This is a genomic window from Halomarina litorea (assembly GCF_024227715.1).
In the GTDB taxonomy this organism is placed as follows: Archaea; Halobacteriota; Halobacteria; order Halobacteriales; family Haloarculaceae; genus Halomarina; species Halomarina litorea.
The window spans coordinates 257378-273607 of record NZ_CP100449.1 but is presented as its reverse complement, the minus strand read 5'-3'; the positions used below and the strand labels follow the sequence as shown (position 1 = coordinate 273607).

The 16230-nt window shown below is 68.0% G+C and carries 16 protein-coding genes; 6 read left to right on the top strand and 10 right to left on the bottom strand.

From position 1 onward, the window contains the following. Positions 1-13 precede the first annotated feature (13 nt). Complete coding sequence (locus tag NKG96_RS18490) at positions 14-1492, bottom strand: AMP phosphorylase (RefSeq protein WP_254538258.1); 1479 nt, start codon at positions 1490-1492, stop codon at positions 14-16. 499 nt (positions 1493-1991) lie between these two features. Between NKG96_RS18490 and NKG96_RS18485 the strand changes: the two genes are divergently transcribed. Both NKG96_RS18485 and NKG96_RS18480 read left to right on the top strand, forming a co-directional pair. Then, positions 1992-2654: an HTH domain-containing protein gene (locus NKG96_RS18485; protein WP_254538257.1), complete on the top strand. Its 663-nt coding sequence runs from the start codon at positions 1992-1994 to the stop codon at positions 2652-2654. A 157-nt stretch (positions 2655-2811) separates the two neighbouring features. Beyond that, positions 2812-3123 (top strand): hypothetical protein, encoded by a 312-nt coding sequence (locus NKG96_RS18480; RefSeq protein ID WP_254538256.1) that lies wholly within the window; start codon positions 2812-2814, stop codon positions 3121-3123. Positions 3124-3332: 209 nt separating this feature from the next. Here NKG96_RS18480 and NKG96_RS18475 read toward each other — a convergent pair whose 3' ends face one another. The 5 genes from NKG96_RS18475 to NKG96_RS18455 form a co-directional block, all read right to left on the bottom strand. Further along, positions 3333-4100, bottom strand: coding sequence for a hypothetical protein (locus NKG96_RS18475; RefSeq protein ID WP_254538255.1), 768 nt, complete (start codon positions 4098-4100; stop codon positions 3333-3335). Between the two features lie 89 nt (positions 4101-4189). Continuing rightward, complete coding sequence (locus tag NKG96_RS18470) at positions 4190-4693, bottom strand: Rieske (2Fe-2S) protein (protein WP_254538581.1); 504 nt, start codon at positions 4691-4693, stop codon at positions 4190-4192. A 238-nt stretch (positions 4694-4931) separates the two neighbouring features. Beyond that, on the bottom strand, positions 4932-5924 hold the full coding sequence (locus NKG96_RS18465) for a TIGR03617 family F420-dependent LLM class oxidoreductase (protein WP_254538254.1): 993 nt from the start codon (positions 5922-5924) through the stop codon (positions 4932-4934). A gap of 42 nt (positions 5925-5966) precedes the next feature. Continuing rightward, positions 5967-7496: a class I adenylate-forming enzyme family protein gene (locus NKG96_RS18460; protein ID WP_254538253.1), complete on the bottom strand. Its 1530-nt coding sequence runs from the start codon at positions 7494-7496 to the stop codon at positions 5967-5969. 80 nt (positions 7497-7576) lie between these two features. After that, on the bottom strand, positions 7577-8809 hold the full coding sequence (locus NKG96_RS18455) for an acyl-CoA dehydrogenase family protein (protein WP_254538252.1): 1233 nt from the start codon (positions 8807-8809) through the stop codon (positions 7577-7579). Positions 8810-8927: 118 nt separating this feature from the next. On the opposite strand from NKG96_RS18455, the gene NKG96_RS18450 reads away from it, so the two are divergent. Further along, the gene (locus tag NKG96_RS18450; protein ID WP_254538251.1) at positions 8928-9407 is read left to right on the top strand and encodes a hypothetical protein; all 480 of its coding nucleotides are present in this window, start codon (positions 8928-8930) and stop codon (positions 9405-9407) included. Further along, positions 9400-10467 (top strand): phosphotransferase family protein, encoded by a 1068-nt coding sequence (locus tag NKG96_RS18445; RefSeq protein ID WP_254538250.1) that lies wholly within the window; start codon positions 9400-9402, stop codon positions 10465-10467. Before NKG96_RS18450 ends, NKG96_RS18445 begins: the two co-directional genes overlap by 8 nt. Here the strand turns inward: NKG96_RS18445 and NKG96_RS18440 are convergent, their stop codons facing one another. From NKG96_RS18440 to NKG96_RS18430, 3 genes are read right to left on the bottom strand one after another with little or no spacing between them, the layout of a single operon-like run. Beyond that, positions 10468-11256 carry an enoyl-CoA hydratase/isomerase family protein gene (locus NKG96_RS18440; RefSeq protein WP_254538249.1) on the bottom strand — a complete coding sequence of 263 codons (789 nt, stop codon included), beginning with the start codon at positions 11254-11256 and terminating at the stop codon, positions 10468-10470. Positions 11257-11315: 59 nt separating this feature from the next. Beyond that, positions 11316-12362, bottom strand: coding sequence for a branched-chain amino acid ABC transporter permease (locus NKG96_RS18435; RefSeq protein WP_254538248.1), 1047 nt, complete (start codon positions 12360-12362; stop codon positions 11316-11318). Next, entirely contained in the window at positions 12362-13240 is an 879-nt protein-coding gene (locus tag NKG96_RS18430) for a branched-chain amino acid ABC transporter permease (RefSeq protein WP_254538247.1), read from the bottom strand. The genes NKG96_RS18435 and NKG96_RS18430 overlap by 1 nt, the downstream gene beginning before the upstream one ends. Positions 13241-13359: 119 nt before the next feature. On the opposite strand from NKG96_RS18430, the gene NKG96_RS18425 reads away from it, so the two are divergent. Next, positions 13360-14103: an ABC transporter ATP-binding protein gene (locus NKG96_RS18425; RefSeq protein ID WP_254538246.1), complete on the top strand. Its 744-nt coding sequence runs from the start codon at positions 13360-13362 to the stop codon at positions 14101-14103. Further along, a complete protein-coding gene (locus NKG96_RS18420; RefSeq protein ID WP_254538245.1) occupies positions 14103-14795 on the top strand; it encodes an ABC transporter ATP-binding protein in 693 nt (230 codons plus the stop codon). The genes NKG96_RS18425 and NKG96_RS18420 overlap by 1 nt, the downstream gene beginning before the upstream one ends. 41 nt (positions 14796-14836) lie before the next feature. On the opposite strand, the gene NKG96_RS18415 is transcribed toward NKG96_RS18420, so the two are convergent. Continuing rightward, the gene (locus tag NKG96_RS18415) at positions 14837-16165 is read right to left on the bottom strand and encodes an ABC transporter substrate-binding protein (protein ID WP_254538244.1); all 1329 of its coding nucleotides are present in this window, start codon (positions 16163-16165) and stop codon (positions 14837-14839) included. Positions 16166-16230: the final 65 nt, after the last annotated feature.

Below are 16230 nucleotides of genomic sequence, written 5' to 3'. Positions count from 1 at the left end.
CCGTTCGCCCCCGTCACGCCACCTCCACTAGCGCCTCGTCTCTCGGACGGACCCGCATCGGTTCCGTCTCGACCGCGAACGCCGCGGCTTCCTCCAGTTTCGAGCGCTTCTCGGCGTGGACGGTGAACAGGTCGTCACCCGCGTTCACCGTGTCGCCGACCCGGTGGTGGAGCGAGAGGCCCGCGCCGTGGTCCTTCGGGGCACCGGCCCGGCGGGCGAGTTCGCTCACGAGGCGGTTGTCGATGTGGGTGACGACGCCCTCTCGGTCGGCGGTGACCGTCGCGGTGTGCGGTCCGGGAACGAGGTCGTCGACGGTGACGGCCGGGTCTCCACCTTGCGCCCCGACGATGGCCCGGAAGGCGTCGAGGGCGCGCCCGGAGTCGAGGACGTCGACAGCGTCCTCGTCCACCCCGCAGGCGTCGAGGAGCACCTGTGCGAGCGTGAGGCTCTTGAGGCGCAGCGAGGTGGGGCCGCCGCCCTCGAGGACCGCGAGGACGTCCCGCGCCTCGAGGACGGGACCGATGCCCCGGCCGATGGGTTGCTCACCTCGGGTGATGGTACAGTCGATGGCCATCCCGAGGTCGGCCCCCACGCGCCCGAAGTCCTCGGCCATCTCGCGGGCGGCGCGGAGACTCGCCACCTTCGCCCCCTCGCCGTAGGGGATGTCGATGACGACGTGGGTCGCCCCGGCGCTCTTCTTCTTCGAGAGGACGGAGGCGATGACCTGCCCCGGCGGGTCGAGCGAGAGGGGTGTCTCGACCCGGATGATCTTGTCGTCGACCGGCGAGAGGTTCACCGCGCCGCCCCACACCATACATCCGCCCGTCGCGTCCACGATCTCGCGGATCTCCGCCAGCGAGAACTCCACGTCGCAGAACACCTCCATCGTGTCGGCGGTGCCCGCCGCGGAGGTGACCGCCCGGGAGGAGGTCTTGGGGACGGTCAGACCCGCGGCGACGGCGATGGGGACGACGACGGGCGTCACGCGGTTGCCCGCGACGCCGCCGATGGAGTGCTTGTCTGCGATGGGCGCGTGCCCCCAGTCGATGGTCTCGCCCACGTCGACCATCGCCCGCGTGAGACAGCGAATCTCCTCGCGCGAGAGGCCGTGGGCCTGCACGGCGCTGACGAACGCGCTCGTCTCCACGTCGTTGAGTCGGTCCCGGTCGATGTCGGCGACGATGGCGACCATCTCGGCGTGTTCGAGTTCCAGCCCGTCGAGTTTCTTCGTGACGAACGAGACGGAGGCCGGTTTCGGGGCGATGGTCACCTCGACCGACCCCGTGAGGTGGTCCAGCGGTCGAGTCACGCCGAGGACGCCGCGCTCGACCAGTTCGTCGGTTATCTCGACGATGCCGGTCGCCACCCGGTCGGCGTGGTGGAGTTGGACGCGGTCCAGCGGGTGGACGCCGAGTTCGCTCGCGTCCGCTACGTTGAGGAGTACCGTGGGTGTGTGCGTCCCGATGTCCACCGCCCGAGCGACGAGTTCCATACCCCACCGTTCGTTCCGGGAGACTATCAGCAGGCGGTCGGTCGCGGAGTCCCCGGTGAGGAACCCGGAACGCGGCCCGTCCCCTTCGTAGCGTCGTCCGACTTCGAAGTGTACATAGATTTTATAGACTACCAAATATCCGTATGCTACGCAGACTCCGGGCTGTGTCGCCGTACCACGACTCTTGGCCATTGCGCCTACTCGTGTGGCGGGACCCCGTGTGAGTCGGGCGCGCGGCGACCCTGTCGTGCCCGGCGTGTCGACCGGGGTGTCACGACGACGGAGCTATCGTCCCTCCGTCGCCCGTCGGTCGCCGCCCTCGCCCGTCGGTCGGGAAGTCACGTCACGATGACAGACGAACGGAGGGGAGAGCAACGCACGGGCGACCGTCCCGATTCACGTCACCCGAATCGGGACCATCTGTAACCTCGGCAAAAATATTTATTCAGGATGTGACGAAAGGAGCGGGCGAGCGACCCCCCACCGCTCGTGGTACGATATGGCATCAAGACACCCCGACATCACCGTCACCTGTTACGTCAGACCGTCGTTGCTGCTGGAACCAGTCGACTCGCACATCAGGACGCTCCGGGAGGCAGAGGCCGACGGACAGATCGACGCGCTCCTCTTGCGCTCGTGGTCCGACCAGATAACGCTCACGCGCGCCGGCCCGGCGAGCGAGGGCGTCGAGGCGTTCGAACGGTTCACCGAGTGGGCCTACGCGGAGGGCGTGAGCATCCAACCGCCGTTCGACGTCCGGCGGCGCGACTCCCTCATCACCGGGGAGTGCCGGGAGGTGCTCGTCACGCCCCTCTGTTGTCTCGCCGTCTACGTCGGGAGCACCCTCGTCGGCGTCTACCCGCACGTGGACGACGGCGAACCGCGGAGCGTCACCGACGCCATCGCCGCGCTCAGAACCGGCGAGTTACGCGAGGAGGCCGCCGCACTCCCGGCCACCTCCACCGAGGACTGCCCACGCTGTGGCGGCGTCCTCCTCAACGGCCAGGGGGTCTTCGGCTGTTCCGAGGCGGACTGCGAGTGGGTCGGCCTCCGCGACGAGGAGGGCGCGTTCGTCGACATGACGCCACTCCGCGACGACGCGTCCCCGACCGACCGAGAGTCCGCGCGCCGTCCACGACGGACGCTCACACAGCGGCGTTGACCGCCGTCTCGGACCCCGTCCGGGACGCGCCCGCCGTCCGGCCGAGAGAGCCCGCCTCCTTGCTGAGATGACTGGTTCCGGTTCGCTTATCGTGATTCCGGGGGGCGAACGAGTATCGTGGAGTGGCGTACAGCAGGGGCCGGAACGAGGCCCGACGTTGCACGCGAAGCCCTGTCGACGGGGCCGTACACACCTGGAGGTCGGAGGAATCCATGAGCTACCGACCGACGGGTTCTGCTTCCCGGTCGACACCGCCGCCACCCTCGACACCGCTGCCGTCCGCATCGGCCAGTACGTCAACGTCATCGTCCGCGACGAGTCGGCGAGCGTCGTCGCGGAGGCTCCCAACCGCGAGTCCGTCACCGTCCCCGCGGGGTCGGGGCCCTACACCGTGGAGGTGGAGAGCCAGCCGGTGAAGCTCTACCGGAGTATCGACGGCGCCCTCACGACGAGTCATCTTAACATATGAGATATTATATTAGTGCAATTTACCCTATCGGCAAGTTCGAGAAAGTCCCATACACTACACACATACACCGAAGGTTAAATCTAGGACGTTCGTTATCGATTTCGATGATGTTTCGAGTGGGCGGTGCGAACGACGCCACCGCGGTCGGTGTGCGCGCGGCGGGCGGCTAGTTCGGTTGGGAACAGGGCGGCCGCGGAAGCGAGTGGTACTCAGAGTGCGCGACGGGCGTCCTCCAGGTCTTTCAGGGCCTCCTCCAGTTCGTCCTCGGCGTCGCTGAACGCCCCGTCCTCGACGTCGTTCTCCGCACGCGATATGGCGCTCTGGACGCGCCGGACCGCGTCGCGGGCGTCGTCGAGGGCCTCTTCCTCCTCGTTCTCCAGGTCGTCGGCCCGGAAGGCGTCGCCCACGGCGTCGCGAGCGTCGTCCGCGCTCTGGTCCGCGTCCGCGAGGCCTTCGAGGGCGTCCGCGACGGCCTCGTCCGTCCGTTCGCCGGACTCGTCGAGCGCCACCAGCGCCTCCTCCAGTTCCCGGATGGCGTTCCGGATGGCGCGCGCGCCGTCGTCGACGGCGTCGTCGCGTTCGTCCGGGTCGCTGCCGTCCGCGTCGTCGAGTGCGTCGTCGGCCTCGTCGATGAACTCCTCAGCGTCGGCGAGACGGTCGAACGCCTCGTCGACGTCGACGTCCTCTTCCTCCAGTTCGACGCCGTCTTGGACCGCCGACAGCGCCCGCCGCACGTCGCGTTCGAGCGCGGAGAGTTCGCTCCGGGCGCGTCGGAGGGCGCGGCTGGCGCTCACGTCGTCGTCATCGTCGTCATCGTCGCTCTGAGCGACGGCCCCCCCAATCGGCAGGAGGAGCAACGCGCCCCCCGCCGACACCGCCTGCAGGAACCGCCGCCGGTCGAAGGCGAGTTTCCTGATTCCCGTCGCGACGGTCGGTGCCGCCGGGATGTCGTCGTCCCCGCGTTCTACGAGAGCCATGGGCGTTCGTACGACGCGCGAGGGAATATCGGTTGTTGGATACTTTCTAACCCCGTGGGAACGCGGTTTCGACCGGGTTACCCGTCGCCTCAGAGCGAGAGGTGCGAGGTGGAACTGGGCCCGTCGTCGTCCTCGATGCCACCCTCGTGGAGGAACTCGACGGTGCGGTCGGGGAGGTAGACCACACCGTCCTCTACGGCCACGTTGACGCCGACCAGCGTGGACCCCGCCGCCTTCCCGTTGTCGCAGTGCCCCGAACAGGCGTCGAGCATCGACCCGTGTTTCGGACAGACGATCTCGCCGCCACCAGAACCCTTGGTTCTGGTTGGCTCACGAGACTTCACCAGAGTCTCGAGAACGTCGCGCACTACCGCCCCGAACCCGCGGTCCAGTCGCTGGTCGGTCTCGTACTGGCAGTAGTTCCGCCACGCCGCCACCGGCCGGGGGTCCTCCCCCTCCGGGTCGCAGAGCGGGTCCGTTCGGGTGACGAGGATGACCACCTCCTCGGAGCCGTCGGCCTCGCGTACGGTGAACCGGTACGACCTGTTCTCGGGGACGCCCTCGACCGCCGTCAGTCGCGTCGTCCATACCAGACGCTCCACGCCCCGGGGGAGTTCGTTATCGGTCTCCGCTCGGAGCCCAGATTCCGTGACACCCCTCGCGTACGCGCGCGAACCGAAGACCGCAGCGCCGGGGTCGCACCCCGTGTACCCTTCGTGGCCTACGTAATCTTTGTAGTCTCAATAGACTACACAATCTACAGAGCGCGGAGAGCGTGGGAACCCGCTCGCGGGCCGCGATTCGTGAAGCGTCCAGTCGGGCTCGGCCGCCTCAGGGCATGAACGCCTCGCCGTGTTCCAGCGGGAGGCCGACCCGGTCGGCGACGTCGCCGTAGGTGGCCTCCGCCTCGGCGAGCAACTCCTCGGGTTCGGCCTCGATGGCGAACGCCGCGAGCATCTCGTCGGTGACGAGGTCGGTCATCTCCTCCCACCGCTGTTCCTTCGAGAGTTCGTGGAGTTCCTCGCCGACCGCCTTCCAGCCGTGGTGGTCGAGGACGTCGTGGTAGGTGCGCGTCGACCCGTAGAAGGCGATGCGGCGTTTCGCCTCCCGCCGACTCGCCTCCCACTCCGCCTCGGTCTCGCCCGTGACGACGAACGGACTGGCCGAGAGCGTCACCTCGTCCATCGACCGGCCCGCCCGGTCTGCACCCTCGCGGACCAGCGGCGCGACGACCTCCTCGGTGTACGAGGGGGTGTTGAACGCGTGCATGTCGAGGCCGTCGCAGAGTTCGCCCGCCAGTCGGACGTTGTACTCGTTGACGCCCGCGACGAAGATGGGGATGTCCGGGTGGTCGATTGGACCGGGGTCGAACGTCTCGGTCATCAGCGAGAAGGAGTAGAACTCCCCGTCGTAGTCGAGGGGCGTCGGCTCCTCTGCCTGGAACACGTCCCAGATGTGCCGGATGGACTCCACCACCTCGCGCAGTCGGGGGCCGGGCGACCCCCACTCCACGCTGAAGCGACGTTCGTTGTGGCCCTTCACCTGCGTCCCCATCCCGAGGACGAACCGCCCGCCGGAGAACTGCTGGAGGGCCCACGCCTGATAGGCGAGGACCATCGGCGACCGGGTGAACGAGAGCGTGATTCGCGTGCCGAGGTCCACGGACTCCGTGTGGTCCGCGACGACGGGCAACGGGAGGACGGCGTCCTCGACGGTCTCGGAGGTCCAGACGGCGTCGAAGCCCAGTTTCTCGGCGCGCCGGGCGGCGTCGGCCGCCCCGTCGTGCAGCCCGGGGACGTGCGTGTCGATAGATAGCTCTGACATGGTTCACCAGTCGTGCGACGGAGTATCAATGTTCGCCCGCGCTCACTCCAGTCGCGCCTTGATGACCTTGCCGGTGGGATTACGGGGGAGTTCGTCGCGGAACACGACCTCGCGGGGCTTCTTGAAGTCCGCGAGGCGCGCCTCCACGAATGTCGTCACCTCCTCGGTGGTGACCTCGTGGCCCTCTCGGGGGACGACGACGGCCTTGACGCGTTCGCCCCACTTCTCGTCGGGCACACCCACCACCGCCACCTCCGAGATGGCCTCGTGTTCGTGGAGAACCTCCTCGATTTCGGCGGGATGGATGTTCTCGCCGCCGGAGATGATCATGTCGTCGTAGCGCCCCACGAAGTAGACGAACCCCTCCTCGTCTCTGCGCACGAGGTCCGAGGAGACGAAGTACCCCTCGTCGTCGAACACTTCTTCAGTTTTCTCGGGCATCCCCAGATACTCCCGGAAGGCGGTGGGACCCTTGTACGCCGCCCGCCCGATTTCGCCCTGTTCGACCTCCTCGCCCGCGTCGTCGACCACCTTCAGCGTCACGTTGATGACGGGTTTGCCGACGCTGTCGGGTTTGTCGAGGGCGTCCTCGGGGAGTAACAGAGTGGTGACGGGCGACATCTCCGTCTGCCCGAAGGCGTCGTAGAGGTCCGCGCCGAACGACTCCATGATGGTCTCCTTGAGTTCGCGCCCCGAGGGGGCCGCGCCCGTCATGTAGTGGCGGAACGACGAGAGGTCGTAGGACTCGAAGTCCTCGACGTCGAGGAGGGCGCGACTCATCGTCGGCACGAAGAACGAACCCGTGATCCCGGCCTCCTCGATGACCTCCATCACCCGGACCGGGTCGAACTCGTCCACGAGGTAGACCGCGGACCCGGTGTAGAACGTATCGCAGAACAGCGCGAACGCCGCGACGTGGAACAGGGGCGTGACGACGAGGAAGTTGTCGGCGTTCTCCTCGAAGCCCGAACTGTACACGGTGTTGACCGCGTTCTGGACGACGTTGTCGTGCGTGAGGACACACCCCTTCGGCTTGCCCGTCGTCCCGGAGGTGTACATGAGGGCGGCGTCGTCCAGTCGGTCCGGGACCACCTCGACTCGCTCCGCCGACGCCGCCTCGCGTGCCTCCCGGAAGTCCTCGGCGTACTCGGGGACGTCCTCGCCGACGAAGAAGAACCGGTCGAGGGGCGTCTCACCCCCCTCGCGGACGGCCTCGACCGTCGGGGCGGCCTCGCGGTCGAACACCATCGTCCCCGCGCCGCTGTCGCGGACGACGTAGCCCACCTCCTCGTCCTTGAAGCGGTGGTTGACCGGAACCGGGAGCGCCCCAAGTTTCATCGCGCCGAGGTACGTCTCCAGCGTCTCCGCGTTGTTCTGTGAGTACACCGCCACCCGGTCGCCCTCTCCCACCCCCCGGTCCCGGAGGAGGTGGGCGACCCGGTTCACCCGCCCGTCGAACTCCGAGAACGTGAGGTGTTCCTCGCCCACCGCCGTCTCCGTGACCAGACAGGTGTCGTCGGGGTACTTGCGCGCGTTCGCCTCCGCGACGTGACCGAAGGTCAGCCCTCGCATGTCACGTGATGACAGGTCACGACACATAACTGTGTGCGGTGGTCCGGGGACTCGGCCGAGGGGCCGGTGCGGACCCCGGGTTACCCGAGGTAGCCGAACAGGTGGCCCGCGACGCGCCGTTTCTGTATCTCCTCGGACCCCTCCGTGATGCGGTAGCGGCGGTGGTGGCGGTAGATGTGTTCGAAGGGCTTGGCCCGACTGTACCCCATCCCCCCGTGGACCTGGATGGCCTGGTCGGCGGCCCGGCAGACGAGGTTGTTCGCGGTGTAGTTGACCATCGACACCTTGTCGCTCCCGGAGAACTTCCCCTCCTGGTCCAGCATCCACGCGGTGCGGTAGACGGTGTTGCGCAGCATCTCCGCCTCCGTGTGCAGGTCCGCGAGGGGGAACTGGATACCCTGCCGGTCGGCCAGCGGTTGGCCCCACGTCTCGCGTTCGTTGGCGTACTCGACGGCCTCGTCGATGCAGAACTGCGCCGCGCCGAGACTGGAGGCGGCCTGCCGGATGCGGTTCTCGTAGAGGAACGCCTGCGCGAGTCGGAGGCCCTGACCCTCCTCGCCGACGATGGCGCTGTCGGGGACGCGCACGCCGTCGATGTCCACCTCGGCGTGGTCGGTGGGCATGTTGAACGTCCAGTGGTAGAACTCCACCTCGAAGCCGTCGGCGTCCGTCGGGACGAGGAAACCGGTGATGCCCTCGTGGTCGCCGTCCTCCCCACTGGTGCGGGCGAACACGAGGTCGTACTCCGCGACGTGCATCCCGCTGTTCCAACGTTTCGCGCCGTCGATGACCCACTCGTCGCCCTCCCTCTCCGCCGTCGTGTCCATCCACGTCGCGTCGCTCCCGTGGTCGGGTTCCGTGAGGCCGAACGCGACGGGCGTCTCGCGCGTGATGATGTCCTCCAGCATCTCCTTGTGATGGTCGGCCCCGAACCGGTGGATGGCCTGCGCGATGGGGAAGTTGCCCACGATGGACGCCTCCTGCTGGAGGACGTTGTGCAACCCGATACCCCGGTGGGCGAGGTGTTCGCGGACGTGCGCCATCGCGAGGTTCGACCCCCCCTGCCCCCCCAACTCCTCGGGGAGCGCGAACCGGTAGAAGCCCGCCTCGTCGGCCCGCCTGCGTTGTTCGTCCAGCAACGCCTCCCACTCCTCGCGGGGGACGCCGCCGTTCTCCCAGTCCGTGCGGGCGTACTCGCGTCGTTCGTCGAAGTACTCCGGGTGCTCTTCCTCCAGCGGGCGTATCTCCGACTCGATGAACTCGTCCAGGTCGTCGAGCAACGTGGCTATCTCCGGGGGCGTCTCGAAGTCCATACACCCCACATCGGGCGGCGGAGCAAATACCTAGGGGACTGCTGACACTCTCCGTGCCGAACTGTGCCGCGAGATCACTACCCATACGTATTTGGGCGGACGCCCCACATCGGGTGGTATGCCCTATCTCGAACCGGCGGCGGTTCTCAGGCGGTTCTCGGCGTTCGCGCTGGAGGAGGTCAGACCGGCCGTCCCCGAGGACGAGCGTTTCGTCCGCGGACAGGTCGGGTCGATGGCGAGCACCCTGCGCTTCCTCGCGGGCGAACTCGACGCGGGCGAGGCGTCGGTGGAGCGACAGGCCGACGCCTTCCGCGAGGCACTCGACGGTGCCGAAGCGATACTCGACGCGCACGACGGCACCGCACCCGGCGTCCGCGACGCGGTGGAGGACGCCCGCGCCGCCCTCGACGCGGATGGGACGACGCGGGAGCGCGAGACCGCACTGCTCGAATCGTGCGAGGGCCTGCTCGCGACGGTGGACGACGAACTGGACGGCGAGGCGGCCCGTGCCGTTCGCCGCCCGCTCTACGGCTTCCTCGACGCGCGCCTCGACGCGCAACTGGCGATGCTCGGCCGGCGGAGTGGTCCCGATGAGTGACGTCACCGAGGGAGCGCTAGCGACGTTCCTCTCGGACCGACTCGACGCGGACGTCTCGGTCGATGACCTCCACGAGCACGTCGAGGGGTGGTCGCGCGACACGGCGTCGTTCACCGCGCGGTGGGAGGAGTCCGGCGAGACGCACGAGCGCAGACTCGTCGTCCGCGCCGAGAGCGACGCGCAGGTCGAGGGCGACGCCACCGGCGAGGGCAACGACGTCGAGACGGAGTTCCGGACGATGGACGCCGCACAGGACGCCCCCGTCCCCGTCCCCGAGACCCACTGGTTCGAGGGCGACCGGTCCGTTCTGGGCGGGCGCTTCTTCGTCGTCGACTACGTCCCCGGCGACGCGCCCGTGACGTGGGACCGCGACCAGCGTCAGCGACTCTACGACGCGTGGGACGAACGCGACGGCGAGTCGAGTCTCCCCTCGCAGTTCGTCGACTGCGCCGTCGGCGTCCACACCCTCGGCCCGGGGGACGTCCCGGAACTGGACGACTGCCCGCCCGAGGACGTCGTCGAGCGAGAACTGGACCGCTGGGTGGGCCAGTACCGCGACAGCGTGGTGCGGCCCGAACCCGCCGTCGAGGAGTGCATCCGCTGGTTTCGGGCGAACGCGCCCGAGGTACCCGAGACGACGGTGGTCCACGGCGACTTTCGCATCGGGAACATGCTCGTCGACGGCGACGACGTCACCGCGCTGCTGGACTGGGAACTCGCCCGCATCGGCGACCCGATGTACGACCTCGGCTACGCCTCGACGTACTACTTCGCCGGGAAACTCGTCGACCCCATCGAGCGGCCCGAACTCGCCTGTTCCCTCCTCGACCGGGAGTGGTTCTACGACGAGTACGAACGTCGGTCCGGCCGGACGGTGGACCGCGAGCGGGTGCGCTACTGGCGGGCGTTCTCCGCGTTCGTCATGATGACCATCGGCCTCTCCGGGGTGGACCGCTTCCGGTCCGGCGAGACCGACGACGTGCGCGCCGCGTGGTTCCAGTACATCGTCCCCGGCCTCGTCGAGGACATGCTGGGGGTCGTCCGCGAGGACCGACTCTAGCTACCTGCCCTCGAACTCCGGCGTCCGCTTCTCGCCGAACGCCCGGACGCCCTCCTTGAAGTCCTCGGTCTTCGCCGTCCGCGCGATGGTGTTCGTCTCCGCCGCGAGTTGCTCCTCGATGCCCCGCGAGGTGCTCTCGGTGAGGAGTCGCTGGGTGCGCCCGAGGGCGACGGTCGGTCCCTCCGCCACCTGCCCGACGACCTCGTCCAGTCGGTCCGCGAAGTCGGCCTCGGGGACGGCCTCGGTCGCCAGTCCCAGTTCGACGGCTTCGTCGGGCGCGATACGTTCGTTCAGGAGGGCGATGCGCTTGGCCTGTCGGAGTCCCACGACGCGCGGGAGGAAGTACGTCGAGGAGCCGTCGCCCGTCGCGCCGATGCCGGGGTAGCCGAACTGGAAGTACGACTCGTCGCTGGCGAGGACGTAGTCGCCGAAGATGCCGAGGCTGAACCCGGCACCGACCGCAGCGCCGTTGACGCCCGTGACGATGGGTACCTCCGCCTGGTGGAACTGGACGACGGCGTCGTGGAGCATCGACGCCCCCTTGCGCATCCCGGCGGACGCCGACTCGTTCACGAAGTTGCCCACGTCGCCCCCGGCACAGAACACGCCGTCGGAGCCGGTGAGGACGAAACACCGGACGTGGTCCTCGTGGAGGCGCACGGCGAGTTCCAGCAGTTCCTCGGACATCGTCCGGTTGAGCGCGTTCATCTTCGAGGTGCTGTGTATCTCCGCGCGGAGCACGCCGTCCTCGAACGTCGTCACGAAGTTCTCGTAGTCGGGGTCGACCATGGTCCGCACTCCGGGGGAGGGGGCAAAAGCGTTCTCCCGGACCGAGGTGAGAGACCGGGTCAGTCGTCGGTGCTGCCCTCGCCGTCGTCCGAGCGCAGGTCCCCGACGACGTCCCAGACCGAGCGCGCCTCGCCCTTACCCGTGAGCAGGCCCGCGATGCCGTGCGGGACGAACAGGACGAACAGGACGTAGACGACGCCGAGGACGATGGGCCAGCCCTCGACGATGCCCGTCAGGAGTTCGCGCGCGCCGAGCAGGAAGGCGGCACCGACCGCCGCGCCCCAGAGCGTACCCATCCCGCCGATGAGCGTCACCAGCAGGGCGTCACCGCCCGTCGACCAGTACAGCAGGTCGGGGGTGACGATCTGCAGGTACAGCCCCTGCAAGAGGCCCGCGATGCCCGCGAACAGGCCCGCGACGACGAACACGCCGAGTTTGTACCGGAAGGTGTCGTAGCCGAGGAAGCGGGCGCGCTCCTCGTTCTCGCGGATGCAGACGAGCACGCGGCCGAACGGCGAGTTCGTGAGCCGCCGCATGGCGAGAAAGGAGACGAGGACGACCCAGAACACGAGGTAGTAGAACGTCACGTAGTCGCCGAGGGGGAGGCCGAGCAGGTCCGGCCGGAAGACGAGCAGGCCGTTGTCGCCGCCGGTGATACCCGTCGACTCGAAGACGACGAAGTAGCCCACCATCGAGAACGCCAGCGTGAGCATGGCGAAGTACACTCCCGAGAGCTGGAAGGCGAGCCAGCCCGTGATGAGCGAGACGAGGACCACCGCCACCAGCGCCAGCACGACGGCCACCGGGAGGGAGAGCCCCGCCTCCGGGATGCCCGGCAGGGGCCGTCCCGACATGGCGATGCCCATGAAGTACGCCCCCACGCCGTAGGGGAGCGCGTGGCCGAAGGAGACGACGCCCGTGAAGCCGATGAGCAGGTCGTAGCTCGCGGCGAACAGCAACAGGATGAGGAACTCCACGACGAGGCCCGTCTCGAAGTTCGAGAGTACCTGCGGGAGGAGGGCGAACGCCGCGACGCCGAGGAGCGCGAGGCCGAGGCGGAGCGCGGCGGTCCGGTCCTCGAACCGGTCGGCCAGTCCGACCGCCATCAGTGTTCCACCTCCGGGTCACCGAAGAGGCCGCCCGGACGCACCAGCAACACCACGACCATCAGCGCGAAGATGATGATAGAGGACGCCGCCGGGACGTAGTAGCTCCCGAACGACTGGGCGAGGCCGGCGAGCAACGCACCGACCACCGATCCTCGGAAGCTCCCGAGGCCGCCGATGACGACGACGACGAACGCCTCGATGACCATCTCCAGCCCCATCGCGGGGTGGACGCTCAGCATCGGCCCGGCGACGACGCCGCCGACGGCGGCCATCCCCGCCCCGACGGCGAACATGATGGTGAACGCCCGCTTGACGTTGATGCCGCTCGCCTCCACCATCGTCCGGTTGGCCGTCCCCGCGCGGACGACCAGTCCGTACCGGGTCCGCTGGAGGAAGGCGTAGAGACCGACCGCGACCACCGCCCCGAGGACGATGACGAACAGGCGGTAGGCGGGGAACGCCGCGCCCGCCACGTCGAGGACGCCCTGCGCCCACGCCGGAGTGGTGAAGTCGAGGGCGTTCGGCCCCCAGACGAGCACCACCAGTTCGTCGAGGATGAGCGCGATGCCGAACGTGAGGAGGATCTGATAGAGCGGGTCGCGCCCGTACAGCGGTCTGAGCGTGAGGTACTCCATGACCATCCCGATGCCCGCGACGAGGAACGGGGCGGCCAGCAGGGCGAGCAAGAACACCCCGGTCCGGTCGAACAGGACGAGGCCGAAGTACGACCCGAACATGTACAGCGACCCGTGTGCGAAGTTGACCACGCCCATCAGCCCGAAGATGAGTGAGAGGCCCGATGCGACGAGCAACAGCAACATCCCGATGGCCAACCCGTTGAGTACGATACCGACGATTGTGCTAACGTCCGCCATATTGTCCTGACACGAGCACGGGAGGCGAGAGGGTTAAACTTATGCATCGGGACACCACACCTCGTGGTACTCGCTAGCATGAATAGACGGGCCACCGGTAGGGCGGGCGCGGGGCACAGATGTCGATACTAGAGACAGACGGTCTCACGAAGCACTTCGGAGGGGTGACGGCCGTCGACGACGTCGACCTCTCGGTCGAGGAGGGCGAGATAACGTCACTCATCGGGCCGAACGGCGCGGGCAAGACGACGCTGTTCAACATGCTCGCCGGGGCGCTCGAACCCTCCACCGGCGTCATCACCTTCCGCGGCGAGGACGTCACCGGCCTCGCGCCGGAGGCCATCGCGCGCAAGGGCATCGCCAAGTCCTTCCAGATTACGAACGTCTTCGGCGGCATCTCGGTACTGGAGAACGTCCGCGTGGCGGTGCAGGCGCGCCACCGCGGCGGGTGGAACGTCCACCAGCACGCCGACAGCAAGGCCGAGTACACCGAGGAGGCCGAGGACATCCTCTCCTTCGTCGGCCTCTCGGAGGAGCGCGACCGACCGGCGAACGTCCTCTCGCACGGGGACAAGCGCTCGCTCGAAATCGGCCTCGCGCTGGCCATCGACCCGGACCTCCTCCTCCTCGACGAACCCGCGGCGGGGATGAGCCAGATCGAGATCGAGTCGATGCTCGACCTCATCGAGGAACTCGCGGGCGAGTACACCATCATGCTCGTCGAACACAACATGGACATCGTGATGAACATCTCCGACCACGTCGTCGTGTTGCACAACGGGGCCGTCATCGCCTCGGGCCCGCCGTCGTCGGTACAGGCCGACGAGTCGGTACAGGAGGCGTACCTCGGGGGAATGGCCTGATGGCGCTCCTCGACGTGGAGAACGTGGACACATTCTACGGGCAGAGTCAGGCGCTCCACGATGTCTCGCTATCCGTCGAGCAGGGCGAGGTCGTGACGCTCCTCGGGCGCAACGGCGCGGGCAAGACCACCACCCTGCGGACCGTCGCTGGGATCACCCCGCCTCGGAGCGGGACGATCCGCTACGACGGCGAGGACATCACGGGCGAGTCGACCTACAAGATCATCCAGCGCGGACTCGGCTACGTCCCCGAGGACCGGCAGGTGTGGCCACAGCTCACCGTCGCCGAGAACCTCGAGGTTCCGGCGGGGCGCGGCGGCGACTGGACCGTCGACGACGCCTACGACCTCTTCCCGAAACTACACGATCTCTCGAACGCACAGGCGGGCGACCTCTCGGGAGGCGAACAGCAGATGCTCGTCATCGCGCGGGGGCTCCTCGGCGGGACGCGCCTCCTCCTGCTCGACGAACCGAGCGAGGGGCTGGCGCCGCAGATCGTCGCCGACGTGCGCGACGCCATCCTCGAACTGAAAGACGACCTCACCATCGTCCTCGTCGAGCAGAACGTCCGCCTCGCGCTGGACGTTGCCGACCGCGTCTACGTCCTCGCCAACGGCCGCGTCGTCCACGAGGACGACGCCGAGGGGCTGACGCCGGACGACCCGACGCTCCGCGAACACGTGGCCGTCTGAGGCGGGTCGACGCGTCGAAAAACTGATTCTCCCGTCGCCGGTCAGAGGTTACAGCCGGTCTCCTCGCAGGGCCGGGAGTTCGTCCCCGAGTCGTGCTTCTTGAATATCTTCGGGATGGGGTAGTCGAACTCGGTCCCCTCCGGCGAGACGAGTTGCGACGACCAGACCGCGTTCGTCGCCTGGTGGTCGCAGGCACGGATCTCCATCGGTCCCTTCGGCCCGTCGTGGGAGATGCCCTCCAGTGCGTCGACCATCGCCGCGCCGTCGGTCGACCCCGCCTCGACGACGGCCTTCCCGAGGAACCACATCCCCATGTACGACGAACAGGAGTAGGTGCTCGGGTCCGAGCCGTCGCCTATCTCGCGGTAGTCGGCCACGAACTTCTCGTTCTGGTCGTTGCCCGTCTGCTCGCTCGTGAGCGCGGCGTGGTACGGGACGCCGCCGTAGTTGCCGACGGCCGCGTCGCCCGCCCCCTGCGCGACGATGGTCGTCTGGTTGGTGATGATGTCCATCTGCTCTTTGAGGCCGAAGGAGGCGATCTGCTTCGCCGATTTGACCCCGTCCGCGCCCGAACAGCGCACGAGGAGGAACTCGGCGTCGGAGTCCGCCACCTTCTGAATCTCGGAGGAGTAGTCGCTGGCGCCGAGTTTGGGCCAGACCTGTTCGACGACCTCACCGCCGTTTGCTTCCGCGACCTCCACGAACGCCTTGACGCTGGCGCGCCCCCACGAGTAGTCCGCGCCCATCGTGGCGAACGTCGTCCCGAGGTTCTCCATCGCGTACTCGGCGTTCGGCTTCTGGTTCTGGTAGGTGTGGGTGTTCGACCGGAAGGTGAACTTGTTGCACTTCTCGCCGGTCAGTGCCTCGTCGGTGGCGACGGTGAGCATCAGCGGCACCTGATTCTGGTTCGCGTAGTTGGCGACCGCTGCCGCCACCGACGAACTCGCGATGCCGATGAGCGCGTCCACGCTCTCGCGTTCGACCAGTTCCCGGGCGCGACGCAGCCCCTCCTCCGGGTTCAACTGCGTGTCGGCGAACGTCTCCTCGACCGTGAGGTCGACGCCCTCCTCTTCTATGTGCTGGAGGGCGACCTTCACCCCGTCGCGCTGGTCGACGCCGAGCGCCGAGTACGGCCCGCTCGTGGCGAACAGGCCGCCGAGTTTGAGCGTCTGGGACCCGCCACCGCCGCCGGTCGTCCCGCCACCGGAGCCGTTCCCGTCGCCGTTGCCGCCACCACCGCCGCCGCCACCGTCGCCGCTGTTCTCCCCGCTGGTACAGCCGGCGAGGCCCGCCACCCCGCCAGCGAGGACGCCCGCACCGACCTGCTGTACGAACCCTCGTCGTGTCTCGCGTGACTTCCGCCCTGTCATGAGCTACCAAAGGACGGGGGAGCGAACCCTTAAGCCTTACTGCACGACGCGGCGTCACGACCGAC